23 protein-coding genes and 1 tRNA gene are annotated in these 26,443 nt (G+C 67.1%); 9 read left to right on the top strand and 15 right to left on the bottom strand.

All coding sequences use genetic code 11. The features are described 5' to 3' along the window. Positions 1 to 41: 41 nt before the first annotated feature. Entirely contained in the window at positions 42 to 899 is an 858-nt protein-coding gene (locus LTA6_RS12710; protein WP_363547929.1) for a carbohydrate ABC transporter permease, read from the bottom strand. Next, positions 899 to 1,831, bottom strand: a complete 933-nt coding sequence (locus tag LTA6_RS12705) for a sugar ABC transporter permease (protein ID WP_341974122.1) — start codon at positions 1,829 to 1,831, stop codon at positions 899 to 901. Before LTA6_RS12705 ends, LTA6_RS12710 begins: the two co-directional genes overlap by 1 nt. A gap of 229 nt (positions 1,832 to 2,060) precedes the next feature. Here LTA6_RS12705 and LTA6_RS12700 point away from each other — a divergent pair, with 229 nt between their 5' ends. Both LTA6_RS12700 and LTA6_RS12695 read left to right on the top strand, forming a co-directional pair. Next, entirely contained in the window at positions 2,061 to 2,864 is an 804-nt protein-coding gene (locus LTA6_RS12700; protein WP_341974121.1) for an IclR family transcriptional regulator, read from the top strand. A 94-nt stretch (positions 2,865 to 2,958) separates the two neighbouring features. After that, positions 2,959 to 4,119, top strand: coding sequence for a mandelate racemase/muconate lactonizing enzyme family protein (locus LTA6_RS12695; protein WP_407357996.1), 1,161 nt, complete (start codon positions 2,959 to 2,961; stop codon positions 4,117 to 4,119). Between the two features lie 77 nt (positions 4,120 to 4,196). On the opposite strand, the gene LTA6_RS12690 is transcribed toward LTA6_RS12695, so the two are convergent. Then, a complete protein-coding gene (locus tag LTA6_RS12690; RefSeq protein WP_407357995.1) occupies positions 4,197 to 8,015 on the bottom strand; it encodes a hypothetical protein in 3,819 nt (1,272 codons plus the stop codon). A gap of 297 nt (positions 8,016 to 8,312) precedes the next feature. Here LTA6_RS12690 and LTA6_RS12685 point away from each other — a divergent pair, with 297 nt between their 5' ends. Further along, complete coding sequence (locus tag LTA6_RS12685) at positions 8,313 to 9,278, top strand: acetylxylan esterase (RefSeq protein ID WP_407357994.1); 966 nt, start codon at positions 8,313 to 8,315, stop codon at positions 9,276 to 9,278. 10 nt (positions 9,279 to 9,288) lie between these two features. Here LTA6_RS12685 and LTA6_RS12680 read toward each other — a convergent pair whose 3' ends face one another. Continuing rightward, on the bottom strand, positions 9,289 to 10,530 hold the full coding sequence (locus LTA6_RS12680) for an FAD-binding oxidoreductase (RefSeq protein ID WP_407357993.1): 1,242 nt from the start codon (positions 10,528 to 10,530) through the stop codon (positions 9,289 to 9,291). 112 nt (positions 10,531 to 10,642) lie between these two features. On the opposite strand from LTA6_RS12680, the gene LTA6_RS12675 reads away from it, so the two are divergent. Beyond that, positions 10,643 to 11,371, top strand: coding sequence for a response regulator transcription factor (locus LTA6_RS12675; RefSeq protein WP_341974115.1), 729 nt, complete (start codon positions 10,643 to 10,645; stop codon positions 11,369 to 11,371). 23 nt (positions 11,372 to 11,394) lie between these two features. Then, entirely contained in the window at positions 11,395 to 12,852 is a 1,458-nt protein-coding gene (locus LTA6_RS12670) for a sensor histidine kinase (RefSeq protein WP_407359277.1), read from the top strand. A gap of 138 nt (positions 12,853 to 12,990) precedes the next feature. Here the strand turns inward: LTA6_RS12670 and LTA6_RS12665 are convergent, their stop codons facing one another. The 7 genes from LTA6_RS12665 to LTA6_RS12635 form a co-directional block, all read right to left on the bottom strand. Then, the gene (locus tag LTA6_RS12665; protein WP_407357992.1) at positions 12,991 to 13,857 is read right to left on the bottom strand and encodes a type IV toxin-antitoxin system AbiEi family antitoxin domain-containing protein; all 867 of its coding nucleotides are present in this window, start codon (positions 13,855 to 13,857) and stop codon (positions 12,991 to 12,993) included. Positions 13,858 to 14,037: 180 nt separating this feature from the next. Beyond that, positions 14,038 to 15,588: an FAD-dependent oxidoreductase gene (locus tag LTA6_RS12660; protein WP_407357991.1), complete on the bottom strand. Its 1,551-nt coding sequence runs from the start codon at positions 15,586 to 15,588 to the stop codon at positions 14,038 to 14,040. 15 nt (positions 15,589 to 15,603) lie between these two features. Continuing rightward, the gene (locus LTA6_RS12655; protein WP_407357990.1) at positions 15,604 to 16,485 is read right to left on the bottom strand and encodes an FAD:protein FMN transferase; all 882 of its coding nucleotides are present in this window, start codon (positions 16,483 to 16,485) and stop codon (positions 15,604 to 15,606) included. Between the two features lie 5 nt (positions 16,486 to 16,490). Continuing rightward, positions 16,491 to 16,967 (bottom strand): hypothetical protein, encoded by a 477-nt coding sequence (locus tag LTA6_RS12650; protein ID WP_407357989.1) that lies wholly within the window; start codon positions 16,965 to 16,967, stop codon positions 16,491 to 16,493. 92 nt (positions 16,968 to 17,059) lie between these two features. Beyond that, entirely contained in the window at positions 17,060 to 18,094 is a 1,035-nt protein-coding gene (locus LTA6_RS12645) for a ribose-phosphate diphosphokinase (RefSeq protein ID WP_341974108.1), read from the bottom strand. Positions 18,095 to 18,101: 7 nt separating this feature from the next. Next, positions 18,102 to 19,532, bottom strand: a complete 1,431-nt coding sequence (glmU, locus tag LTA6_RS12640) for a bifunctional UDP-N-acetylglucosamine diphosphorylase/glucosamine-1-phosphate N-acetyltransferase GlmU (protein WP_407357988.1) — start codon at positions 19,530 to 19,532, stop codon at positions 18,102 to 18,104. Position 19,533: 1 nt separating this feature from the next. Then, a tRNA-Gln gene (locus tag LTA6_RS12635) sits at positions 19,534 to 19,605 on the bottom strand. Between the two features lie 123 nt (positions 19,606 to 19,728). On the opposite strand from LTA6_RS12635, the gene LTA6_RS12630 reads away from it, so the two are divergent. Together LTA6_RS12630 and LTA6_RS12625 are read left to right on the top strand one after the other, a co-directional pair. Beyond that, entirely contained in the window at positions 19,729 to 20,229 is a 501-nt protein-coding gene (locus tag LTA6_RS12630; RefSeq protein ID WP_341974106.1) for a GNAT family N-acetyltransferase, read from the top strand. Between the two features lie 7 nt (positions 20,230 to 20,236). Continuing rightward, positions 20,237 to 20,731 carry a MarR family transcriptional regulator gene (locus tag LTA6_RS12625; protein WP_341974105.1) on the top strand — a complete coding sequence of 165 codons (495 nt, stop codon included), beginning with the start codon at positions 20,237 to 20,239 and terminating at the stop codon, positions 20,729 to 20,731. A gap of 42 nt (positions 20,732 to 20,773) precedes the next feature. Here LTA6_RS12625 and LTA6_RS12620 read toward each other — a convergent pair whose 3' ends face one another. Then, a complete protein-coding gene (locus tag LTA6_RS12620) occupies positions 20,774 to 21,715 on the bottom strand; it encodes an NADP-dependent oxidoreductase (protein ID WP_407357987.1) in 942 nt (313 codons plus the stop codon). Between the two features lie 108 nt (positions 21,716 to 21,823). On the opposite strand from LTA6_RS12620, the gene LTA6_RS12615 reads away from it, so the two are divergent. Then, on the top strand, positions 21,824 to 22,759 hold the full coding sequence (locus LTA6_RS12615) for a helix-turn-helix domain-containing protein (protein WP_341974103.1): 936 nt from the start codon (positions 21,824 to 21,826) through the stop codon (positions 22,757 to 22,759). A gap of 16 nt (positions 22,760 to 22,775) precedes the next feature. Continuing rightward, the gene (locus LTA6_RS12610; RefSeq protein WP_407359276.1) at positions 22,776 to 23,693 is read left to right on the top strand and encodes a pseudouridine synthase; all 918 of its coding nucleotides are present in this window, start codon (positions 22,776 to 22,778) and stop codon (positions 23,691 to 23,693) included. A gap of 13 nt (positions 23,694 to 23,706) precedes the next feature. Here LTA6_RS12610 and LTA6_RS12605 read toward each other — a convergent pair whose 3' ends face one another. The 3 genes from LTA6_RS12605 to LTA6_RS12595 form a co-directional block, all read right to left on the bottom strand. Then, positions 23,707 to 24,369 carry a methionine ABC transporter permease gene (locus LTA6_RS12605; RefSeq protein WP_341974102.1) on the bottom strand — a complete coding sequence of 221 codons (663 nt, stop codon included), beginning with the start codon at positions 24,367 to 24,369 and terminating at the stop codon, positions 23,707 to 23,709. Then, a complete protein-coding gene (locus LTA6_RS12600; protein WP_407357986.1) occupies positions 24,369 to 25,412 on the bottom strand; it encodes a methionine ABC transporter ATP-binding protein in 1,044 nt (347 codons plus the stop codon). The genes LTA6_RS12605 and LTA6_RS12600 overlap by 1 nt, the downstream gene beginning before the upstream one ends. 91 nt (positions 25,413 to 25,503) lie before the next feature. After that, positions 25,504 to 26,418 carry a MetQ/NlpA family ABC transporter substrate-binding protein gene (locus LTA6_RS12595; protein ID WP_341974100.1) on the bottom strand — a complete coding sequence of 305 codons (915 nt, stop codon included), beginning with the start codon at positions 26,416 to 26,418 and terminating at the stop codon, positions 25,504 to 25,506. Positions 26,419 to 26,443 lie beyond the last annotated feature (25 nt).

The following is a 26,443-nucleotide window of genomic DNA, read 5'->3' as shown; positions in this document are numbered from 1 at the left end:
TTCGTCGGGGTGATCGGTTCTGACTTTTCGGTGTCGCATGGCTACCCCTTGACCGCGCCGGCGGCGAGGCCGGACACGAAGTAGCGCTGGAGGAGGATGAAGATGATGACGAGCGGCAGCGACGTGATCAGGGATGCCGCCATGAGTGCCGGCCAATCGGCCGTGCCTTCCCGGATGAACGCCTGCGTGAGCCCGGCCGGCAGAGTCTGCTTGTCGGGGCCTGCGAGCGTGAGCGCGAAGAGGAGGTCGCTCCAACCGCGCATGAACGCGAACATCGCGGCCGTGATGAGACCCGGCACGACGAGCGGGAACACGATGCGGAACATCGTCGCCGTGCGGGAGAGCCCGTCGACCTTCGCGGCTTCGAGGATGTCGTCGGGCAGTCCGTCCATGATGCCCTTCAACAGGAACACCGTGAGCGGCAACGTGAACGTCGTGAACGAGATGATCAGTGCCGCGTAGGTATACAGCAGTCCCGCAGAGCTCAGCATCAGATACAGCGAGATGAGCAGCAGCGCCCCGGGGATGAGCTGTCCGATCAGGAACATGAACATCATGGCGTTGCGACCGCGATAGCGGAACTTCGAGAGCGAGTACGCCATCAGACCACCGACGAGAACAGCGAGAACCGCTGTGCCTGTCGAGACCACGATGCTGTTCACGAGGCTCTTCAACAGGGCGTCGTTCTGGAAGAATCCGATGAAGTTCTCGAAGGTCGGGTCGACCGGGAAGAACGGGCGATCGAGAGAGAAGACGTCTTCCTTCTTCGTGAACGCCGTGGCGGTCAGCCAGTAGACCGGCAGCAGGCCGAAGAGAGCGAGCAGCACCAGCAGGACCCGCCCTGGGATGGACAGATGGGGGCGAATGATCGACTCGCCGATGTCGCGACTACGGCGCATCACTTCTCCAGTCGTCGGTTGAGGAGCAGATAGCCGCTCGAGATGATGGCCAGCAGCACAAGCCACAGCGCACCCATTGCAGAGGCCTTGCCGAGCTCGTAGCTGCCGAAGGCGAGGTGATAGAGGCTGACGGCGAGGGTCGTGGTCGAGTTCCCCGGCCCTCCGCCCGTCATCACGAAGATCGTGTCGAAGTTGCCGAAGTTGTAGATGAACTCCAGAACGGTGACGAGCGCGACCGGCCCCGCGATGTGCGGAAGGGAGATGTGCCGGAAGCGCTGCGCGCGCGTGGCACCGTCGATCGTCGCGGCCTCGATCTGCTCGCTCGGCAGCGTCTGGAGCACGGCGAGCGCGACGACCATGATCCAGGGGAACGAGTGCCAGGTCTTCGCAATGACCACCGCGGCCATCGCACCGGTGGGATTGCCGAGCATGCTGATCTCCGGCAGCCCGAACATCGCGAACACATGGTTTACGACGCCGTAGCTGTCATTGAAGATCCACGCCCAGAGGAACGAGACGACGACGCCGGGCAGCAGCCAAGGCAGCATGAGGGCACCGCGCAGGATGTTGCGGCCCCTCATGCGCGCGTTCAGCAGAATCGCGAGGGCGAGGCCGAGGATGAGCGGGAAGATCGTGGAGAGCGTCGAGAACACGAGAGTGGTGCCGAGCCTGGCCGCGAACTCGTCCCAGATGGCGACATAGTTGCCGAATCCGACGAAGGTGCGCTCAGGGCGCAGCAGCGACTGGTCGTAGAGACTCGTGCCGATGCTCGAGACAAGGGGGAAGATCGCGATCACGAGGAAGAGCAGAACGGCGGGAAGTGCGATCATGAAACCGAAGGTGCGGTCCTTCGCACCCAGCGTGGACCGTCGCCCGGAGCGTGGCTCGACCCGCTCGCGGCTCGCGGGCCGCTCGAGGATGGCTTGTGGCATTGCATTCACTTTCGGGTAGGGGCGACCCCGTACGGGGCCCTGCACGTCGTCGTCACAGTCGTCGACGTTGACGTGCGGCTAGTCAACCACATTGCGGATTCGAAATCCACAAAATGCATAAGACACCCACATTTGTGTTGCTTGGTGCCATTTGTCTCACTAGGATGACTGGCAGCGGCGTCGAGTCGCAGCGTCGCCCGGGGCGGCGACACTATGGAGGAGGATTCACATGGCATCGGAATCGGTGGGCGGCACCCAGACCGTCGAACGGGCGATGTCGTTGCTCGCATGCTTCACCGAGGAATCGGGCGAGTTGCGAGTCTCCGAGCTCTGCACGCTCACCGGACTCGGGCAGTCGACGGTCTCTCGCATGATGTCTGCGCTGGACCGCATGAAGTTCGTCGTCCAGGACGGCCGTACCGGCCTCTATCGACTCGGTCCTGCCGCGATCTCGCTCGGCACGATCGCGCTCAACGGTTCACCGCTCTTCCGCGCCTCGCGCCAGATCGCCCAGAACCTCGCCCGCCGCATCGAGATCGGCGTGAACGTCGCGGAGCTCAGCGGCTTCACCTTCACTTACCTCTGCAACTTCGAGGGCGCTCTGGCGCCCAAGTCGTTCGCGATGGCTGGTCGCACCGGCCCCCTGCACGCCACCGGCCTCGGCAAGGCTCTGCTCTCCGGAATGCCGAGCAGCAAGGTGGACGAGTACTTCGACCACACACCGCAGCGGTTCACTCCGCACACGATCGTCGATCGCGATGCGATGCAGCTCGCCCTCGAAGAGACGCGGAGCCGCGGCTACGCCACCGAGATCGAGGAGCTCGCCTTCGGGAGAGCGTGCATCGCCGCCCCGATCCACAACAGGGCCGGTGAGATCATCGCCGGTCTCTCCGCGAGCGGGCCGCTGTCGGTGCTCGACCTGCACGCACCCCACCAGGAGCTCGCGCTGCAGCTCATCGAAGCCGCTGACGAGATCTCGGTCGCCCTCGGGTACAGCCCTTCCCGCAGCGCGGCGGCGTTCGCGGCGCTCTGACCGCCCCGCCGCGACGCCTGTCGCGGCACTTCGTCTTCACCGCCGCGACAGACGTCGACGGCTTCTCTTCCCATCGATGTCTTCGGAGACCCTTGTGAAAATTACGCGCGTCCAGACTTTCCCCCTCTTCCTGTCGAAGGAGGATGCCGACAACTCGTACGCCGGCGACACGGCCATCGAGCACCGCGGGTACATGATCAGGCCGCCGTGGCGGAGCCTGTACTCCCCCGGATACGAGACCCTCCTCGTGAAGATCGAGACCGATGACGGCCTGGTGGGCTGGGGCGAAGCCCTCGCTCCCGTCGCACCCGAAGTCGCCGCGGCCATCGTCGATCACCTGCTCACGCCGCTCATCCTCGGCGAGGATCCGCGATCGGTGCGCACCCTCTGGCACCGCATGTCCGAATCGATGCGTGAGCGCGGGCACCTCACCGGCCACCAGGCCGACGCGATGGCCGCCGTGGACATCGCGCTGTGGGACCTCTGGGGTCACGCCACCGGCCTCTCGGTCTCGGAACTCGCCGGTGGCCGATTCACCGAAACCCTGCCGACCTATGTGTCCGGCATCCGCGGAATCGACGATTCCGATCGGGCGGAGCGCGCGGCTGAGCTCGTCGAAGCGGGTGTGCGACGCATCAAACTGCACCTCGGCACCGACCTGCACACCGACCTTGCGACCTTCGACGCGATCCGCTCCGTGCATCCGGATCTCGATGTCGCACTCGACGCGCACTGGACATATCGACTCGGCGAGGCCAAGGCGCTCGGACGGGAACTGGATGAGCGCAAGGCCTGGTTCTTCGAGGCGCCCCTCGCGCCCGAAGATGTCGAGGGTCACCGCGATCTCGCCTCGTCGATCGACACTCCGGTCGCGATCGGCGAGGCGATGCGGAGCCGCTTCGAGTTCACGGACTGGCTCACCCGCCGAGCCGTCGGCCTCACCCAGCCCGACATCGGCCGCACCGGGATCACCGAAGGGCTCGCGATCGCGGCCGTCGCCGACGCGTTCCATGTTCAGGTCGCGCCGCACCATTCCGCAGCCTTCGGTATCGCCATGGCGGCCGGCGTGCACGTCGCGGCGAGCGCCACGTCGCTGCTCGCGTTCGAGTATCAGCCGTTCACCCTGCCCGTCGCCAACCTGATCCTCACGGAGCCGCTCGAGGTGAAGCCCGACGGCGGGTTCGTCGTGCCCACCGGGCCGGGCCTCGGCGTCACGGTCGACGAGAACGTGATCAAGGAGTTCGTGCGGCGCTGAACGTCGGGAAGCACGACGGAAGAGGCACCGCGGTGGAGACCGCGGTGCCTCTTCTCATCTCCTCCGGGTCCGCCGGATCAGTCCCCGACTCGGACGAACTGCGCGGCGCTGACGCGGTGGATGCTGGTGCTGCGGACTTCGAGACGCACGACGCCGACGGCGCCGGCGTCGTACCGGAACGTGCCGAGCGAACGCCAGGCTGCAGCATCCTCGGTCTGGTTCACGATCACCTCGGTGCTGCCTGCCTGGTGCTCGACGATGTAGGCCGCCGACGTAGTGGTCGTCGGGTTCGTCGGGTACCAGACGGATACGCGGTACAGGCCCGCTTGGAGGAGATTCGCATTCCAGGTGACGGTGCTGCCCACCGAATCCGTGTCGCTGTAGCGCGTGCGCGTGCCGTTCCACCCTGACAGGCCGCTCGGGTACCAGGTTCCGGCCTCGAGGTAGCCCGGCCATGGCGACTGGGTGTGCGCGATCACTCCCTCATCGGCAACGCGCACCAGCACGCCGCGACGGAGAGTCTGGTCCAGCCTCGCCTCGAACCGGATGGTCGAACCCGGCGCGACCCCTGGGCCGGCTGTCACCGTCCAGGTGTGGGTCAGATCGGACCGCGGTGGCACATCGATGACGGCATCCCGCTGGGTGATGGTCCACCCGGCGGCACCGTAGAGTGCCAGCGCGCCGTGCAGCGGGGTGACGCCGGTGTTGATGACGAGTGCGGTCAACTGCGCTGTCGCCCCCGGCCCGCTGACGATCGCGGTGTCGGTCGTCAGCGACACCAAGCGTCGGCGGTCGATGACCTCGATCGCTGCCGGGCGAAGAGTCACCGGATCGTCCCCCGGGATGGCCAGGGACGCCGCGATCTGCACCTCGCCGAGCGCGGCAGCCGACGCGATGATGGCGGCCGCCTCCACCCGCACGGATCCGTTCGCAGGAGCGACGACCGCAGGAACGGCCGACTCGAGCTGCCAGCCCGTCGGCACGGTCACCGTCACGGTTCCGGTGACCGGATCGTCTGTGGAGTTGCGCACCTCGATGATCAACGGGACGCGGTCGCCTGCTGTGCCGGTGGCCTGAGCGACGACGTCTCCCACCACACCGGGATTGGCGCCGGTGATCCGCTTCGGGAGGCGCAGCGTGACCTCGTCCGTGGTCACCCCGCCGGCCGTGATCGCATACGTGAAGGTCTTGGCGGGGTTGCCGACGCCGATCGTCCATTCATAGGGGTAGTTCTTGGCTGGCGCCTGCTTCGGGGGTTTCCCACCGACTCGATAGGTCAGAGTGGCCTGCTGTTCGGTGTCGATCTGGACGTAGGCGTCGTAGCCCTTCCGATCCGGTCGCACCAGGAGCATGCCACGTGCGACTCCGTAGTCGGAGGCCGGATCGGAGTCGACCTCGTGGAAGCTGTCGGTGCCGTGATCGGCGATGTCGTCGAAGGGCAGCCCCGGTCGTTCGACCACGACATTCCTCACGATCAGTGCGAGCAGGCCGTGCCCTGGCACCGTGACCGTGACACGACCCTGGTAGGCGTTCTGAGAGGAGCGGGCACCGTCTGCAGTGACGATCTCGACGGCCGTCGCCGAGTTGCGCCGCAACCCCGTCAGCTCCCCCGCCAGATCCACGACGACCTGCTGCGCGCTGGCTGCGGTGTTGGTGAGACTGACGTACAGGGCGTCGTTCCCGATCGCGGTCAGCCAGTTGATCAGCGCGTTGTCGAGCGAGATCATGCCGGCAGGGAAGTACGGCCAGACCGCAGTTTCACCGAAGAAGGTGCCAGGTGCGTGGCCGTAGGCGAAGAACTTGAAGTAGGCGAAGTCAGCCTCGAACACGTGCGGGAAGTCGATGTTGCCCGCGCTGCGGTAGAAGCTCTCGCTGATCAGGTAGTCCATCGCCAGGCCGAGCTGAGCGGGTGCGTGATGGAAGTAGTACCCGGTGATCCCGACCGGCCCATTGGTGGCGAAGTCCGGCTTCATCTGTGCGACCTGGAACTGACGACCGTAGTAGCCGGGGTAGGTGGTGAAGCGGCCGATCACCATGTTGTGCGCGACATCGGCGAGCAACGCGTCACCGGTGTGGTGCGCCAACCGGAGCAGCGCGCCGGACCAGCAGGCGTTGTAGACGTACCCGCCGCCGGGATCGGTCAGCGAACTGGTACCGAGTTTGAACGACGACAGCGCCTCGAAGGTGAGCCCTGAGGGCGACACGTACCAGGCCGGTACGGTCTCGGTGGGGACATCGGTGTTCGGATAGGACGGCAGGGAGGTGCGGGACTCCCAGTCGTACTGCTGTGTGATCACGTGCCCGTCAGGTACGGTCACCGTCTGATCCGGCACCGGACGGACTGCGGTCTGAGTGATGAAACGCTGAGCCTCCCGATACGCGCCGTCGAGGAACTCCTGCTCTCCCGTCACCTCGAACATCTCCAGCAGGTCGACCCAGTACTTGGAGAAGCTGTAGGCGAAGCCTCCTGGCGGCTGCCCGTTGCCCCGGTACGGCGTGAGGATCTGCTCCTGCACGTAGCGCTTGGCGATCAAGGTCGCCTCAGCGAGGTAGGCAGGATCCCCCGTGACCCGATACGTGGCCAGCGCGTTCGCGAACGGCGCCCGGCTCTGTCCGACGACGCCCGCTTTGGTCGCCTGCACCGCGAGTCTCTGGATGCCGGCGTTCCGGCCGTGGGTGAGCTGATAGAGCGACGTCAGATTCACCGCATCCGTGGGGATCCTGCCGATCCGGTACTGCGTCGTGTCGTTGTAGACCGGGCTCCCGATCACCGGCGAATGGCCGATCCCCTTGCGGGACAGCTGGTACTCGATGAGTGGTCGAGCGCGACGCTCGTAGAGGGTGCTGTCCGCGGTCCCGGTCAGGTAGTGCGCGGCGAGCACCACCCCACTGGCCGCCGTGCGCACGGCATTCTCATTCTCGACATCCACGAAGCCCTTGGCGCGATTCCACCAGCCGGAGAACGAGGGGATGTAGTCGACGGAGTCATCTCCGTCCGGTTCGATGGCGATGAGTTCGGTCATGGCGTGAACGGCATCGGTCAGCGAACGCTCGTAGACGTTGTGCCGGTAGGCCGTCAGCCCGTACTCGCCCCGGCACAGTTGAGAGTACGTCCCGTACAGGGTGTCGGCACGGGCTGCCAGGCCGAAGGCGAAGCCGCGTTGCTCGCCGACCGCCATCGCAGTGGTGAGACCGGGCTGCGGGGCGTACATCGACGGCACGATGTCGAGGCTGTCGTTGCGCAGACTCATCCCGTACGGCTGCCGATCCGACATCAGCTGGCGTTCATGCACGAACTCGGCGACTTCGGCCGGCAGGTAGACCCCGGACGTGACCGCCGCATCGCCGACGGCGTACTGCGTCAGCGCCATCGGCGCGAACAGCTCCCATGCTCCCAGCGGCGCCGACCCGTCGACCACGGAGAGCGCGTGCTGGTAGGAGCCGCAGAGGACCTCATCGAGATCGTCGAGCGATCGAGCATCCTGGCTCTGGTACCCGACGATGTAGTCACCGGCGTTCTTCGCCGTCAGCACGTAGTGGGCCTCGGGGTTCTCGCCTTCGAGTCGCCAACGGACGACGAGATCCACGTCATCGATGCTGGTGGACAGCTCGATCGCCTGCGAGCCGAGGAGCTGAAAAGACGTGAAGCCCAGCCAACTCGGGCTCAGCGGTCCGTAGAGCTCCGGCGCGCTGCCGGACGGGAGGGCTCCCTTCAGCACGACCCACTGCTCATCGAAACGATGCGCGGGGTCGGTCACCGCCAACCAGCCGCCGTCGTGCGTGACCTCGAGGTCACGCACGATCGTCTCGCCCCCGTCCCAGCTGGCCTGGAAGAACGTCATCCGATGGTTGGGCCCGACCAGCTGCGCGACCTGGGTGAATGACAAGTTCGGCATGTCGAGCCTTCGCAGCGCATCCGGGTACGACCCGCTGGAACCGGTGAGTTGCGATGGCGACGCAGCAGCCATTTCTGCGTGAGTGCCGAGCACCGGTGGGAGCACCCCGGCGATCACCAACATGCGCAGCACTGATCGACGACTCCACAGCAGCGGGCCGTCATTGGCTTCTGCGTTCGATATTGAATCCATGATGCACATACTGCAATCTGTATGCGAAGATGTCAATGGATCCGCGTTTCGGATCGCGGCTGCGAAGTAACCTCGAGCAGACACCCATCCGAGAGGACCCCAGCGGTGACCCAGAATCCCCCCGAGGAACTGACCGAGTACTCTCTCAGCGCGCTGTTGACCCCCGCTGCGCCCCCTGAGGAACCCGCGGACTTCGACGAGTTCTGGCAGAAGACGTTCGCCGAGTTCGGCACTGGACCGGTCGCGTGGCAGCTCGAGCGCGAGCTCGAACCCACCACGACCCATCGACGGAGTGAGATCCGATTCCACTCGTCAGCGGGCGAGCAGGCCGTGGCCTACCTGATGGTGCCGCACGCCCGATCGACCATCCGTCGTGGGCTCGTGGTCGGTCACGGCTACGGCGGCCGAACCGCCCCCGACCCCGACCGGGTCCCCCGTGACACCGCGGCGATCTTCCCTTGCGCACCCGGAACTCACGCGGGAACGACCAGCCGTTTTCCGGCGGTCCCCGACGAACACGTGCTGGCTGGAATCGCGCACCGCGACACGTACTCCCATCGTTTCGCCGCGGCAGACATCTGGCGGGCAGCGACCGTCCTGCTGGATGCCGCCCCCGGCGCTGCCGACATCCTCGACTTCAGCGGCGGGAGTTTCGGCGGCGGTATCGGGGCGATGGCCCTTCCCTGGGACACTCGCTTCCGACGGGCCACGCTCGACGTTCCCAGCTTCGGAGACCACACGATCCGCCTCAGCCGGCATTGCACCGGAAGCGGGGAGGCCGTGCGCCTGCATGTTCGCGCGCACCCCGAAGTGCGCCCGGTACTCGACTACTTCGACGCGGCCATCGCCGCGCGCCGTCTGCGCATCCCGGTGCTTGTGGGTGCAGCAGTCCTCGACCCTGCCGTCGACCCACGAGGACAGTTCGCCGTCTATCACGCGCTCGGCGGCCCGAAGCGGCTCAGCGTGCGCGCGAACGGGCACCTCGACGGACCGATCGGGGAACTGTCCGATCGGCTGCTCCTGCAGGACTCCACCGACTTCCTCGCACTCCCCGCCGACCGCATCGGCTGAGCGGAACGCGTCAGACGGCGATGTTGTGGTTGCGCCGGAACAGGTTCTTCGGATCCCACTGCGCCTTCACGTCGCGCAAGCGCGCATACGCGGCCTCCGCGAACATGCCAGGTACCGCATCCGGGCGCTCGGAGTCCGCGAAATTCCCATACTCGGCCAGACGGTTCCGCTCGATCTCCTGCCATTCGGCGCGTATCGAGGCGCGCGCGTCATCATCGACAAGACCCGGGATGTCGAATGCCCCGGCCATGACGAACCAGGTCGCGGTGCGCGCCGGGAAGGCCGTGGCATCCTGGGCGACGTCTCCGAATGCTCCGCCGAGCGAGCGAAGGAAGATGATCGATGCAGGGTGGGCCGCCCGGAACCGGACCAGACGGTCGATCGTCTCGTCGTCCAGTTCTGCGAACAGACCATTGCCGCCGATGAACCCGGGAGGGCCCGCCGCTTCGGCGCCGCCCTCCGGCGCGGGCATCTCCATCAGGATGTCTCGGTATGCGGGAGTCGTGAGCTTCTCGGTGACGCCGTCGAGCGCCGCGACCGGCGCCATGACGGCGCGCAGCGCGTCTACGTCGCCACCCGCCCACACGGCGTGCACGCTCGCGCCCGCCGGAGCGCTGGGATCCATCGCCGGCACGTCCATGAACGTCACCGTCAGCTCTCGCGGCGCGTTCCGGAGAATCTCGCGGAGGGCGCGCAGCACGCTCGTGGAATCTTCGGAGAAGGTGTACTCCCCGAACACGATTCCGGGCAGTCGGTGGGCCTCGAAATCGAATCTCGTGACAATGCCGAAGTTTCCACCACCGCCGCGGAGCGCCCAGAACAGGTCAGGGTGCGTGTCGGCATCCACGTCGACGATCTCTCCTGCCGCTGTCACGACCTGCGCGCCGACGAGCTGATCGACGGCGAGACCCCAGGCCCTGACCATCCAGCCGATACCGCCCCCGAGGGTGAGACCGCCGACCCCCACAGAGGAAGTGTCTCCCGAACTGATCGCCAGCCCCGCTTCGCCGAGCGTGCTGGCGACGGCGCCCCAGGTGGCGCCGCCGCCGATGCTCACCCGCGTGCCGTCGATGCGGATGTCCGCCAGTGCGCCGAGCTCGAGGCGCATGTCTTCTGCGTTGTCGACGTGGGACCAGGGCCCGTGCCCACCCGAAACCACGGTGATCATGCGTGAATCCTGTTGTGCGCGCCGGACGAGGGCGGCGACTTCCTCCGCGCTCTCCGGTCGCTCGATGAGTCGTTGTTCAGTCATGTAGGACACGGTAGGGGCGACCCCCGACACTGCGACCGTCGCGGCCATCATTCACAGACGGCACACAGCTGGTTCCATAGAAACCCCATAGAGAACTCCTCAGAATGGTCTCATGACCCACGATCTGCCCGACCTCCACCGTCCCGATGGCTCCCCCCTGCGCATCCTCGCCGTCGACGACGAGCAGATGCTCACCGATCTGCTCGCGATGGCGCTGCGGATGGAGGGCTGGGAGGTTCGTACGGCGTCGTCGGGTCTCGAAGCGCTCCAGGTCGCGCGGGAGTTCGAACCCGACGCGCTCGTGCTCGACATCATGATGCCGGACCTGGACGGGATGTCGGTGCTGAAGCGGCTCCGAGAGTCCGGGAACCTCGTGCCGGTCCTGTTCCTCACCGCGAAGGATGCCGTGGGAGACCGGGTCGCCGGACTCACCGCCGGGGGCGACGACTACGTCACCAAGCCGTTCAGCCTGGAAGAGGTGATCGCCCGGCTTCGCGCCATCATCCGCCGCACCGGTCACGCCACCGCCGACGACGGTCAGTCGATCCTCCGGGTCGCCGACCTCACCCTCAACGAGGACAGCCACGAAGTGGTGCGTGACGGCGCGGAGATCGCGCTCACCGCCACCGAGTTCGAGTTGCTGCGCTACCTGATGCGCAACGAGCGCAGGGTGCTGTCGAAGGCGCAGATCCTCGACCGGGTGTGGAGCTACGACTTCGGCGGCAAGTCATCCGTCGTCGAGCTGTACATCTCCTACCTGCGCAAGAAGATCGACGCCGGGCGCGCCCCGCTGCTGCACACCGTCCGTGGCGTCGGGTACATGATCAAGGCGCCGCAGTGAGCACCCCGGGGATGGCGCGGCCGATGAGCCTGCAGACACGGCTGATGACCGCCGTGATCGGGTTCGTGTCCCTCATCCTCGTGATCGTGGCCGTCATCACCAGCGCGACGCTGGGGAGCACCATGGAGAATCAGCTCGACGAGCGCCTCGGTGGTTACCAGGCGCAGCTCGCGCACTGGGTCGATCAGGAGCCACTCCCCGGCGTGACGGCCCAGAACGTGCTGCTCGGGAAGGGGGCGACCGTGCCCGGTCTTCTCTTCGCGGTCTCCAGCCAGCTGACCGGCACCACCGGAGTCGTTCTCGACAACGGCGGCGGCGATCTCAGCGGAAGCGCCAAGGATCTCACCGCGACGCAGCTGAATCAGATCAACGATGCCCTCGACGGCGGACTCAACGCGACGGTCACGATCGACGACATCGGCTCGTACCGCATCGCCGTCACGCCGACGGATTCCGGCGCGGTGATCGTCACCGGCCTTCCCCGTGACGAGATCCAGAAGCAACTCACGACACTGCTCACCGTCATCGCGCTCGCGACCATCGGCGGTCTCATCCTGCTGGCGCTGACCACGGCGGTCACCATCAGGGTCGGACTCCGCCCCTTGCGCGCCGTCGCGACGACCGCCACCCGGGTGGCGAACCAGCCGCTCGACCGCGGCGAGGTCACCATCACCGAGCGAGTACCGGCATCCGAAGCCGATCCGCGAACCGAGACCGGACTCGTCGGAGCATCCCTCAACAAGCTGCTCGACCATGTGAACACGTCGCTGGCCGCGCGACAGAAGAACGAGGAGCGGATGCGACGATTCGTCGCCGATGCCAGCCATGAGCTGCGCACCCCGCTGGCCTCGATCCGCGGCTACTCCGAGCTGTCGCTGCGCGACTCCACGCTGCCCGAGAACACGCACACTGCGCTCGAGCGCATCCAGGCGCAGTCGCTGCGGATGACGCGCCTCGTCGAGGACCTCCTGCTGCTCGCACGCCTCGACGAAGGGCGCGAGCTCGTCTATGGCACCGTCGACCTCACCCAGCTGGCGCTGGAGGGACTCGCCGACGCTCGCCCGACGGCGCCGGATCATCGATGGAGCGTCGACGTGCCCGACGAGCCGGTCGTGATCGTCGGTGACGCCGGTCGCATGCATCAGGTCGTGGCGAACCTGCTCGCGAACGCCCGCACGCACACACCTGCGGGCACCGAGATCACGCTCAGCGTCGCCCGCGAAGACGATGCGGCCGTATTGACCGTGCACGACAACGGCCCGGGTATCGACCCCGGCGTGCGCGAGGAACTGTTCGCCCGGTTCGCCCGCGGTGACAGCTCCCGTGCGCGTCAGACCGGCGGTACCGGGTTGGGGCTCGCGATCGCGAAGGCGATCGTCGAAGGGCACCGCGGCTTCATCTCCGTCGACAGCAAGCCAGGCAGCACGAGCTTCACGGTGCGCATCCCGGTGAACCCGTCGAAGGATGCGCCGAACGACTGACGCCCGCGCGGGCGACTTGCAGGATCAGATCACGCGGGGCCGCGCATCCGGCGGCGTTTCGTCCTGCATCCGTTCGTCGGTCATGCAAGTCGCACGCCTGGACTGACGGCGAGCCTCGGCAGACCTATCCCCAGATGATCAGACTCGAGCACGCAGCCGCGAGATCGCGGCGATAATCGCCGCTTCGACAACCGGCCAGTCATGAATGATGAGCGCGTAGTCGAATCGGAGGGTCTCGTACCCGAGTACGGATGCCGCAGCGTCGCGTCGGAGGTCTTTGTGGCGGCGCGATGACCCATCGTGGTTCTCCATCCCATCCGCCTCGAGGATGAGCATCCCGTCGATGACGAAATCAGCTCTGCCGACCGTCGGGATCTCCACCTGACAATCCAGACGGATGCCCAGCAAGTGAAGGCGCAGGCGCAACAGCGATTCCAGCCCACTGTCGGCATCGCGTCTCGCGAAGTCGACGAGCCATCGCGCACCGACCGGAAGGCGTTCGCGCAGTCGCTCACGAATGCCGGCGCCGAACTTTCGCTTCTTCAACGCCGATTCCAACGCGGCGAAGAACGCCTCCTCGCCGGCGCAGTGATAAACGTGCACAAGCGCATCCTCCAAAGGCGCGACGCCGAGCAGCGTTCGCCCCTCGAAGTAGTGAGTCACGCAGGCGCACTCGGCGTGATGAACCCGACCGCTGGTGCCGACCCAGACATGAAGGCACTCGTCGTCCGCCAAGGCCCAGACCTCGTGCATCCGCAACGCCGTCGTACAGGTCACGGATCCCCCGTGCGCCGCGGCACAGATCACGTCAGGGTTCGCGGATGGAACGGCGAAGACGCCCGGCCGCACTCGGAGGACGGAACCGTCGCCAACGGCGCTCGACAGCATCCTTCTGCTCAGTCCGAACTGCTGAAGGCGCGCGCCTCGGGCGACGCCGCCCTGGTGCGCGATCAATTGTGAGGCTTGCAGCATCCGTCGATCTTGGCCGACGAGCACGCACCGCATGCCGGGATTCTGTCGTTGTGGACGAATCCGGGCCGAACGCCGACCTGTGGAGGAAGAGTGCCGCGATCAACTTGCATGATCGATTCACGGCTGCATGACCGACTCACGGCGTTTCGTCCTGCATCCGTTTGTTGGTCATGCAACTGGTACCGGGCAAACGGGCGAAGTGACCGCCTCGCCTCAGTATCCGGCGAAGGCGTCGGTCGTCAGGCTGTGGGCCTTCTGCAGGGCGGGGGCGAGATCGGCGATCAGGCGCGGCGGGCCGGAGATGTACGCGTGCCGGCTCCCGATGTCGGGAACGACGCGCTCGAGCCCCTCGGCGTCCAGGCGCACTCCGCGCGCCCATGACCAGTGCGTCGGCAGATCTGCCGGCTGGTCTCTGGTGAAGACGATGACTCGGGCTCCGGTCGCCGCGAGCTCGTCGCGGAAGGCGAGTTCGCTGGCCTCGGACGCCACGTACACGAGCACCACATCACGGGTCAGCCCCGACAACTGCAGCTGCCGAAGCTGCGACACGAACGGCGTGACGCCGATGCCGGCGGCGACCATCAGAACCGGGGCCTCCGATCGCGGCAGGATGAAGTCTCCCCAGGTGCCGGTCACCGCGAGCGTCGCTCCCGGCTCTGCAGCCGCGAGGGCCCGCTTGTAACTGGACGGATGCTTCTGGCCGCCGTCCTTGTAGGCGATGCGCAGCGTCGGCAGGTCACCGGGCGCCGAGACGATGCTGAACTCACGACGGGTCCCCCGCGCGTCCGGCCGGCGGTGCGGCACATCCAGCTCGAGGTACTGCCCAGGGAGGAACTTCAGACGGCCTCGTGCACGGAACGTCAGCTCCTGCGCGGTCGGGGTGACGAACTCGCGCTTCTCGAGCGTCAGCCGCACCGAACCGCGCACGGCGAAGGCGAAGGCGAGCAGGTTGCCGACGAGCAGCGCACGTTCCTGTCCGAGTGAGAACAGGTCGGCGATCATGATCGGCCAGCCCGCCAGGACCCCGACCAGGGCGGCGACGGAGAATTGCTGCCACCGCCGCGGCGGCATCGTCAGCGGCTCCGACAGCATGAATGCCCCGAGGAACAGGTACGGCGACTGCAGCACGGCCAGCGACAGCGCCTGGAGGGCGTCGAAGTCCAGATCGTTCTGCTGCGCGAGGATGCTCTGCCGCACGACCGAGACGCCGACGGCGATGAGCAGGAACACCAGGATGACGCGCACCTTCTCGGTGCGCCAGAGCACGACGAGACCGAGCAGCAGCACGGGAGCCGCGAGCGCCGGAGTGCCCACCCACCACGCCGAGAACGTCCCGAGCCCGGCGATCGTGACGATGGCCGCGCCGAACGCGGCCGGGTTGAGGATGTGTCGACCGCGCCACGCGATCACGTACTTCGAGATGCTGGCGAGGGCACCGGCGAGCGCGAGTCCGCCGAGGGCAGCCGGCGTCAGCCCCGGCTGGAGCACGAAGAGGAGGATGAGCGCGGTCACCAACGAGGACTCGATGCGCCAGGGCAGGCGGAGCAGTCGCTGGACTACCGCATCGACCACGGAGATCACGACGGCCAGAACGCCGAAGGACGCCACCAGCGCCAGGGGATCCGGTGCGACCAGATCGAAGAACGAGAGCACCAGAGCGAGCGCCGCGAGCGTCAGCAGCGAGAACAGCACGAGCCGGTACATCGAGATGCCACCGAGGACGGCGAGAACGCGCTGCCGCGCGGCGGTGAATGAGGTGATCACGACTTCTACTCTTCCCTACTTCGGCGGTGCGGGGCGTGTCCGGTCGGTGGCGATGAACAGCTCGGCTGGGCATCCGGGCGAGCGCTCCACACGACCGTCGGTCGCCATGCGCACCCACTCGATGCCCCAGGACGCGGCGAGCTCCGGCCCTCCGTCGAAGAACAGCGCCGTCGCCACGGCATCCGCCGACATCGCATCGCGAGCGATCGCCCAGGTCGCCGCCCATGTGCGCACCGGAACGCCCGTCCGGGCATCGAGCACATGGTGCAGTCCGTCGCCCCAGGCTCGTCGATTGACGGCCGACGCGCAGAGCGCCGCGTCCCGCAGTGTCACGACCCCGATGGCCTTGGTCGCGTCGTACGGATGCTCCAGCCCGACGCGCACCGCCGCTCCCCGCACCCGGAGGTCACCTCCGCCGTCGACGACGAGGTCTCCGCTGACCGGCTCGAGAACCTCCATCACCCGATCGACGAGACGCCCCTTGCCGAGAGCTCCGACGTCGATGAGGGCCGGCGCGGAGAGCGTCGCCCGGTCCGTGGACCAGTCGAGCCGCTGCATCCAGTCGGTCGGGGCTGCGCGTGGCTCTCGCGGCACCAGCGTGTAATCGGCGTCGTAGCCGAGAGCGTTGAGACTCTCTCCGACCAGCGGATTCACGGCACCCGCAGTCGCCTCGGAGAGCTCGCGATAGGCGTCGAGCATCGCCCCGGCATCCGCGGCAGTGAGCGACCCTCCATCGACGCTCAGCCGGGTGACGAGCGAGTCCGCACGGAACCGTGACCACTCACGATCGAAACGATCGATGGTGGCGGTGACGGCGGCGCGGGCATCCGCGGGGAGCTCCGCGCTCGAATCGATCTCCCAGCGCGTGCCGATCGCCTCGAATCGCCAGACGACCATGGGGCCTAGGCCGCGGCCTCTTCCTTGATCGTCTCCAGCGCCTGGTTGAAGCCGCCGCTGGTCAGCGACGAGCCGGCCACTTTGTCGACCTTCAGTTCATCGAGCGGCACACCGGTGACGACGTCGGCGATGCCGTCGATGAACTGTCCCTGGAACTGCTTGGTCTCCGGCGCCTGCGGGTCGCCGGTCACCTCGACGTCGGTGACGACGCCTTCCGCCAACGTCAGGGTCACCGAGACCTTCTCGACGGTCTCGGGGGTCTGGTAAGAGCCTTCGGCGGTGTACGTTCCGTCCTTGTATGCGGAACCGGTCGCCGCATCGTCGGACGGTGCGGAGCTGGTCGCGGACTCCGGGCTCGTGGCCGTGTCGGTGTTGCCCTCTGCGTCAGCGGGAGCCGAGCAGCCCGCGAGGACGAGAAGTCCTGCGATGCCGGCGAGCGCTGCGCCCTTGCGGACGGAAGTCGGTACGGTCGTGCGGATCATGATGGCCCTCCCGGCTGAGTGTCTTTCGATGGGATGTCGATTTTACGACGATAGAAAGCAGACCTATGCGCGGGCTGTGCCGAGTCCGACTGTTACGCGTCGCCGCCGAACATGCTCGTGACGGAACCGTCCTCGAAGACCTCGTGGATGGCGCGAGCGAGCAGCGGTGCGATCGGCAGGATCGTGAGCTTGTCCCAGCGGCGGGATTCGGTGAGCGGGATCGTATCGGTGACGACCACCTCGTCGATCGACGCGTCCTGCAGCCGTTCGCTGGCCGGATCGCTGAAGATCGCGTGGGTCGCGGCGACGATGACCCGGTGTGCACCTGCGGCCTTGAGCGCTTGTGCAGCCTTGACGATCGTGCCGCCGGTGTCGATCATGTCATCGACGAGCAGGCAGGTGCGGCCTTCGACCGTGCCGACGATCTCATGCACGGAGACCTGGTTGGCGACGCGCGGGTCGCGGCGCTTGTGGATGATCGCCAGCGGCGCCCCCAGGCTGTCCGACCATGTGTCGGCGACGCGCACCCGGCCCATGTCGGGCGAGACGACCGTGAGGATCTCGCGATCTTCAGGGCTCAGCGTGCGCTTGAAGTGCTCGAGCAGCACCGGCTTCGCGAACAGGTGGTCGACGGGGCCGTCGAAGAAGCCCTGGATCTGGGCGGCGTGCAGGTCGACGCTCATGACACGGTCGGCGCCGGCGGTCTTGAGAAGATCGGCGACGAGGCGGGCGCTGATCGGCTCTCGACCGCGGCCCTTCTTGTCCTGACGCGAATACGGGTAGTACGGGGCGACCACGGTGATGCGCTTCGCCGACGCGCGCTTGGCGGCATCGATCATGATCAGCGTCTCCATCAGCCATTCGTTGACCGGTTCGCCGAACGTCTGGATGAGGAACAGGTCGCAGCCGCGGATCGACACCTCGAAGCGGGCGTAGATCTCGCCGGAGGCGAAGGTGCGGTGCTCGGTCGGAGCGAGCTCGGTACCGAGATCCGCAGCGACGGCTGCGGAGAGCGCGGGGTGGGAACGGCCACCGGCGACGACCAGCCGCTTCTTCGTCTTGGCCACGAGTCCCGGCGCGATGCCGTTGTCGCGATCCAGATCGACCGTCTTCTTCTTGCGCGCCATGGTCCGCCTATTCCGCCGTTTGTTCCCGAGCCGCAGCGTCCGCTGCGCCCGTTCCTGCCCTGTTCTTCTCGACCCACCCCTCGATGTTGCGCTGAGGAGCGACGCTCATGGCCAGAGCGCCGGCAGGGACATCCTTGCGGACGACGGCGCCGGCAGCTGTCTTCGCACCAGCCCCAAGCCTAACGGGAGCGACCAGCACTGTGTGCGACCCGGTGTGCACCTCGTCGCCGATCTCGGTGCGGTGCTTGTTCACGTCGTCGTAGTTCGCGGTGATCGTGCTCGCGCCGAGGTTCACGCCGCGGCCGATCGTCGCGTCGCCCACGTACGACAGGTGCGGCACCTTGCTGCCCTCGCCGATCTCGGCGTTCTTGGTCTCGACGTAGGCGCCGATCTTGCCCTTCGCGCCGAGGACGGTGCCTGGGCGCAGGAACGAGAACGGCCCGACCGTGGCCTCGGCGCCGATCACGGCCAGCGTGGCGTCGGTGCGGCGAACGATCGCGTCCTCCCCGACCTCGCAGTCGACGAGAGTCGTGTCGGGGCCGATGATGGCGCCTTCGGCGATCGTGGTCGCCCGGAGGATCTGCGTGTTCGGCAGGATCGTGACGTCGGGCGCGAGCGTCGCGTCGTCGTCGATCCAGGTGGTGGCCGGATCGATGACGGTGACGCCGGCGACCTGCCAGCGGCGCACGATGCGGGCGTTCAGGAGGCGCCCCACTTCGGCGAGCTGCGCGCGGTCGTTGACGCCGTAGGTGACGGTGACATCGGAGACGACGGATGCCGCGACGCGGTCTCCGTCGCGGCGGAGCAGTCCGGGGACATCCGTGAGGTACATCTCCCCCTGCGCGTTGTCGACGCCGACCTGGGGAAGGTACCGGCGCAGCGTCTCGGCGCGGAACACGTACATACCGGCGTTGATCTCGTTCACCGCGGCTTCTTCGACCGTGGCGTCCTTCTGCTCGACGATCCGGTCGACATCGCCGTCGAGATCGCGGATGACGCGCCCGTAGCCTGCGGGGTCGTCCACCACGGCGGTCATCAGCGTCGCCGGGGCGCCCGCGTCGCGGTGGGCCGCGAGGAACTCCGAGAGCGCGTCGACGTCGGCGAGCGGGCAGTCTCCGGAGAGCACGAGCACATCACCGTCGAACTCGGCAGGCAGGGCGTCGACGGCGACCTGCACGGCGCGACCGGTGCCGGGGATGTCGTCCTGGTCGATGAAGACGGCGTCCGGATACGACTCGCTCAGAACCGCCACGACCTGGTCGCGCTCGTGACGCACCACGACCTCGATGTGATCGGCGCCGAGCCGGGCGGCCGTGGTGAGCACATGCCCGACGAGCGGGCGACCACCGATCGGGTGCAGCACCTTCGGCAGCCGCGATCGCATGCGAGTGCCTTGGCCTGCGGCGAGGACGATGATCGCGAGATTGTTCCCAGTCATGCTCCGCCGCCAGGATTCGAACCTAGACCTAACAGCTCCAAAGGCTGTCGTGCTGCCATTACACCACGGCGGACCACGGCCCTCACGAGAGGTCCGCCTGACAAGTCTGCCATGACCTCGGCGCACTGCCTGCGGGAACGGTGCGAGAAGCGGTCGCGTCATCAGACCGAAATACGGAACTGGGATGCTGGTGATCATGACCATCACCATCGAGCGGGTCGAAACGCCCGTCCCAGCCGTCTCCGAGTTCATCACCGCGCATCACGCGGAACTCGTGGGCACCGCACCGCCGGAGAGCTGCCATGCGCTGCCGTTCGAGCGGCTGCTCGCACCGGGCGTCCGGCTCTTCGCCGCCTTCGAGGACGATCGGGCCGTCGCCTCAGGGGCGCTGGCAACCGTGGATGACGATCATGAAGAGTTGAAGTCGATGCGCACCGACCCAGGGATGCGCGGTCGCGGACTCGGCAGAATGATGCTGACGTTCCTGATCGACGACGCGGCGCGACGCGGCATCCGACGGCTCTCGCTCGAAACCGGCAGCGACGACTTCTTCATTCCCGCCCGGACGCTATACGCGGGCGCCGGGTTCGTCGAGTGTGCGGCGTTCGGACGGTATCTGCCGGACCCGCACAGCACGTTCATGACGCTGTCGCCGGTGCACTCGATGTCCCCGCCGAAACCGGCGCACACGCGATAATGGAGAGATGAGCGCAGCGGACGAAGTCGATCGGATCGTCGGCGCATGGAACACCCAGCGGCCCGATCTCGACTTCTCACCGCTCGAGGTCCTGTCGCGGATGGATCGGCTCTCCCGCCACCTCGACCGCGCCCGTCGTGACGTCTTCCGCCGCAGCGACCTGGAGCCGTGGGAGTGGGACGTGCTCTCCGCGTTGCGCCGAGCCGGTGCTCCTTTCCAGCTGTCTCCGAAGCAGCTGATGCAGCAGACCCTCGTCTCCAGCGGCACCATGACGAACCGCATCGACCGCCTGGTCGGCCGTCGTTTCGTGCACCGCGAGGCCGACCCGGTCGACGGTCGCAGCATCCTGGTGACACTCACCGATGACGGACGCACCAGGGTGGATGCCGCGATCACGCGTCTCGTCGATGTCGAGTCCGACCTTCTCCAAGCGCTGTCCCGCAGTGATCGGGACCGGCTGGCCGGCCTGCTGCGCAAGCTCAGCCTGAGCTTCGACGCCTGAGACCGCCGTCGGGGGCCGACCCGCCCGGCCCCCGAGCTGCGATCACGCGTCGCGATCGATGACTACGACGACCTTTCCGGTCACCCTCCCCGACTCGACGCGCTCCTGCGCCGCGACGAGCTCATCGAGACCGAACTCCGAGTCCAGGTGCACCTCGACCTCTCCGGCATCCGCGAGCGCGGCGATCTCAGCCAGCTGCCCGCCGGACGCTGCGACGAGGATCCGTTCGACCGGCGCAGCGCCCCATTCGGCGAGCAGGGCGCTGTCGTCCGCGGAGAGACCGGTGATGGTGATGACAGCGGTTCCCTCGGTGACCGTGCCGCGCGGGGGCAGCGTGCCGTCCACGGTGACGATCACCGCGTCGACGCCGGTCAGCGAGGCGAGAGCGTGCTCGTCCCGATAGTCGACGACGTGGTCCGCACCCCAGCTGCGCAGGAGTTGGTGCTTCGCCGCGCTGGCCGTGGCCGTCACCTCGGCCCCCCTGGCCTTCGCCAGCTGGATCGCCAGGTGCCCCACTCCCCCGGCACCGCCGAGCACGAGCACCCGCTGCCCCGCGCCGACGGCGGCGGCCTCCAGCGCCTGCCACGCGGTCAGCGCAGCGAGCGGTGCAGCGCCGGCCTGGGCGATCGTCCACGCGTCCGGGGCGGCAGCGAGGTCGCCCGCTGCGACCACCGCGTACTCGGCCAGCGTGTGCGCGGCGGCCGGGAATGCAGCGAGAGCGAATACCCGATCGCCGGGTGACCACGCGCTCACATCCGGCGCGACCGTCGCGACGACGCCGGCCACGTCCCAACCCGGTCGATCGGAATACTTGATCGGTCCGAAATCGGTGGCCGCCGCGCGGATCTTCACGTCGACCGGATTGAGCCCGGCCGCGCCGACCTTGACGACGACCTCGCCAGGACCGGGGGTCGGGATGGCGATATCGGTGATCGAGATGACCTCCGAAGCGGGTCCCGCACCGGAGTACTTCACTGAACGCACGTGGTCTGCCTTTCATTCGAGCGGCCGATCCGGCCGCAGCATCCAGCCTGTCGTGTCATCCGACGGCCCAACAGTGGCCATAAAGACAATATGTGTCACGATATAGCCATGCATCGAGTCGTGATCGTCGCTCTTCCCGGCGTCTACCCGTACGAGCTGGGCATCCCCTCTCGTTTCTTCCGCGCCGCTCGTCGCGACGGGAAGCCGCTGTACTCGGTCACGACCTGCAGCCTGGATGGCGGACCGGTGCAGACCAACGCCGATTTCTCGATCACTCCGTCGGCGGATCGGAGCGCACTCGCGACCGCCGACACCATCATCGTTCCGCCGTGGAGCGCCGCTGAGACCTCCGGTGACCCGATCGGCCTCTCGGAGTTCGCCGAACGACGCGTGGTCAGCTATTGCACCGGCGCATTCACGGTCGCGGCCTCCGGTCTCCTGGACGGCAAGGAGGCGACCACCCACTGGCACGCCTCCGCCGACTTCGCAAAGCGCTTCCCCCAGGTGCGCCTGCGGCCAGACGAGCTGTTCGTCGACACCGGCACGATACTGACCGCCGCAGGCGCCTCGGCAGCGGTCGACGCGACGATGCATCTGATCGCGCGCGATCACGGCGCCGCGGTCGCTGCGACCGTCTCGCAGATCACCCTCGCAGCTCCCCACCGCGGAGGCGGGCAGCGTCAGTTCATCGCGCGGCCGACCATCGCGCCGCCGAACAGCGGCTCCGCCAGCGACATCCAGAACTGGCTGATGTCCCGGATCGACGAGCCGCTCGTGCTGAATGCCGTCGCCGACCGGTTCGGAATGAGCGTACGAACCCTGACCCGGCGCTTCCGAGCCGAGACCGGCCGCACCGTCGGCGACTGGTTCGCCGACGCCAGGGTCGATCGCGCGCGCGAACTCCTCGAGACCAGCGACCTCCTCGTCGATGATGTCGCCGCCCGCTCGGGCTTCGCAACGTCGGCGTCGCTGCGCAAGCACTTCCGCGATCGGATCGGGCTGTCGCCTCACCAGTATCGATCGCGCTTCACCCAAGCCGTCTAGGCTGGTGCGAATGGCCATGCTCTCCCCGCTTCCCGTGCGCAATGGCGTCGGCGCCACGCGTCTGCACGTGCCGCTCGACGGTCCATGGGAGACGGTGTCGGACTACATGGTCGAGCGGTTCTTCCACCTCGATCCCGAGGCTCTGCTGGCTCGTTTCGACGACGGCGAGATCGTCGCCCGCGACGGCAGTGCGGTGCGCCGCGACGCGCCCCTGGGCGCCGAAGAGTTCATCTGGTACTACCGCGAACCGCCCGAGGAGAAGCGCATCCCGTTCGAGGTGGAGGTGCTCCATCAGGACGAGAATCTGGTGGTCGTCGACAAGCCGCACTTCCTGCCGACGACGCCCGGTGGCAGGTATCTGCAGAACTCGGCGCTGGTGCGATTGCGCATCGCCCTCGGCATCCCGGACCTCGCCCCGATGCACCGGCTCGACCGCGCGACGGCCGGACTCCTGATGTTCGCCACGCGGCCCGAGACCCGTGGCGCGTATCAGCTGCTGTTCGAGAACCGTCGCGTGGAGAAGGTCTACGAAGCGGTGTCGGCTCGGCCGCTGGACTGGGACGGATCCCGATTCCCGCTCGTCTATCGGAACCACATCGTCAAGCTCCGGGGACAGGTCTGCGTCGAGGTCGACGACGAGCGCGAACCGAACTCCGAGACGCTCATCGAGCTGCTCGGCGACGATGATCGGGTCGTGCGCACGCTGCTCCGACCGCACAGCGGCAAGATGCACCAGCTCCGCGTGCACCTGGCAGCCCTCGGTCTCGGCATCCTGAATGACGGCTTCTATCCGACCCTGCTTCCGGAGACGCCGGACGACTTCGACCGGCCGCTGCAGCTGCTCGCCCGCGAGCTGCGGTTCGTCGATCCGCTGAGCGGTGAGGATCGCGTGTTCACGACGCGGCTGACGCTGCAGGACGCGCCGGCTCGCTGAGTTCTCGAAGAAGTCAGCGCCGCATGATCTTGCGCGCCAGCCTGTTGCCGAGCAGCTGCACGAGGTGCACGAACACGACGATGAGCACGATGGCCGCCCACATCACCACAGGTTCGAACTGTCGGAAGCCGTAGATCTGGGCGAAGGCACCGAGACCGCCGCCGCCGATGAGGCCGGCCATCGCCGTCATGTCGATCAGCGCCACGATGATGAAGGTGTAGCCGAGGATGAGCGGCCCGAGCGCTTCGGGGATCGCGACGGTGAAGAGGATGCGCCAGGGGCCGGCCCCCATCGCGCGCGCCGCCTCGATGACGCCGGGCGACACCGAGACGAGGTGCTGTTCGACGATGCGTGCGATCGCGAAGGATGCGGCCAGCCCGATGGCGAACGCACCGGCGTTGGTGCCGATACCCACCCCGATGACGGCACGCGCGAGCGGCTGGGAGACCGCGGCGATGAAGATGACGAACGGAATCGGTCTGAAGAAGTTGATGATCGTGTTCATCACGATGTTCGCCGGCCGATTCGGGAGGATTCCGCCGCTACGGGTGACGTAGAGCACGACCCCCCAGACGAGACCGAGGATGCCGCCGAAGACGAGGGCGATCGACGTCATGTACAGCGTCTCGAGTGCGGCGACCCAGAACTGGGGCCAGAGTTCGTTCAGGCGATCCATCAGCGGGCCTCCTCTCGCGAGATCTCGGTCACTTCGACGCGCTGACCGATGACCTCCAAGGCCCGGTCGATCGCCGCCGCATCGCCGCGGATGGCCAGCGTCAGGTGCCCGAAGGCCCGACCGCGGATGTCGTTGATGCCGCCGAAGACGAGCTCGAACTCGAGGCCCTCCTGCGCGAGATCCAGGAAGACCCTGGCCTGTGAGGTGCTGCCGTCACGGAAGGAGAACGTCACCAGGCGGCCGGTGTGCCGCTCGCGCAGCACGGACAGCTCGGAGGGCGACGGGATGCCCTTGACGACAGTGCCGACGAAGCGTTGCGATGCCGGGTTCTGCGGGGCGGAGAACACATCGAACACGTCGCCCTGCTCGATGACGCGTCCGGCCTCCATGACGGCGACCTTCGTAGCGATCGTCTGGATGACGTCCATCTCATGCGTGATGATGACGATGGTGACGCCCTGCTCCTGGTTGACGCGCTTGAGGAGGTCGAGGACCTCGTGGGTCGTCTGCGGATCCAGTGCGCTGGTGGCCTCGTCGGCCAGCAGGATGGCCGGTCCCGTCGCGAGCGCCCTGGCGATGCCGACGCGCTGCTTCTGCCCGCCGGAGAGCTGCTCGGGGTAGGCCTTCGCCTTGTCGCTGAGCCCGACGAACGACAGCAGCTCGGCGACGCGGGCCTCGATGTCTGCCTTCGACCAGCCGGCGAGCTTCAGCGGGTAGGCGATGTTCGCCTTCACGCTCTTCGCGGAGAACAGGTTGAACTGCTGGAAGATCATCCCGATCCCGCCGCGGACGCGGCGCAGTTCGCGCTCGTCCAGCGCGGTGATGTCGACGCCGTCCACCGTGATGGTCCCGCCGGTGGCGGGTTCGAGCGCGTTGATCAGCCGCACCAGGGTCGACTTGCCCGCGCCCGAGTAGCCGATGATGCCGTAGACATCGCCCTTGTCGATACTGAGTGTCACATCGTCGACGGCGACGACGTCGCCGGCGCCTCTGTCGGACGACGGATACGCCTTCGAGACGTTCGTCAGGCTCACGATCGGCATGGGATCTCCGGTGTTGATCGATGGATACGGCGAATCGGGCGACGCGATGTGCGCCGCCCGATTCTCTCGCATTTCGGCTGAACGAAGGGTCTCAGCCCTTCTGAGCCTCGGTGTCCTTCTCGACCTTCTTCAACGAGGCGACGAGGTCCTTGACCGGAGTCTGCAGCGAGACGTTGGTGTTGCCGGAGGATTCCGCGAGTCCCGCCTGCACAGCCTCGTCGGTCTGGAAGATCTCCACCAGCTTCAGATACGTCTTGTTGTCGGCGTCCTCTGCGCGGGCCGCGAAGATGTTCACGTACGGCAGCGCGTTGGAGTCTTCCGGGTCATCCTGGGCGATGGCGTCGTCGAAGGTGAGCCCGGCATCGGTCACGAAGTCGTTGTTGATGATCGCCGCGGCGACATCCGGCAGCGAGGTGGGGATGAGCGCCGCTTCGAGCGCGGTCACCTGGACCTTCGACTTCGCGGTGTCGACATCCGCAAGGTCGGAGAAGATCGTTCCGCCGCTCTTGAGCTCGACGAGGCCGGCCGACTGAAGGACGAGCAGTGCGCGCGCCTGGTTCGTGGCATCGTCCGGAACGACGACCGTCTCACCCTTGGGGATGCTCTTCACGTCGTCGTACTTCTTCGAGTACAGCCCCAGCGGGAAGATCGCTGTCGAGCCGATGACCGTGAGGTCCTTGCCCGAAGCGACGTTGTAGCCCGCGAGGTACACGATGTGCTGGAACTGGTTCAGGTCGAGTTCACCCTCGGCGAGCGCCGGGTTCGGCTGCTCGTAGGAGCCGAAGTCGACGAGCTCGACCGTGATTCCCTCATCGGCGGCCGCGTCGACGAACGCTTCCCACTGCGGCTCACCCTTGCCGACGACACCGATCTTCACGGTCTCGTCAGCCGGAGCGTCTGCGCCGTCTGAACCGGCGCCGGACGTCGCCGTGGCGCAGCCGGACAGCGCGATGAAAAGCGGGACCGCGGCGAGCGCGGCGATGATGGATGTGGAGCGACGGGACATGACTTTCGGGTTCCTCTCGTGGGGG

The organism is Microbacterium sp. LTA6 (assembly GCF_045690355.1).
Classification (GTDB): domain Bacteria; phylum Actinomycetota; class Actinomycetes; order Actinomycetales; family Microbacteriaceae; genus Microbacterium.
Note: the sequence above shows the minus strand (reverse complement) of the source record. Positions and strands in the feature narration are given on the sequence as shown.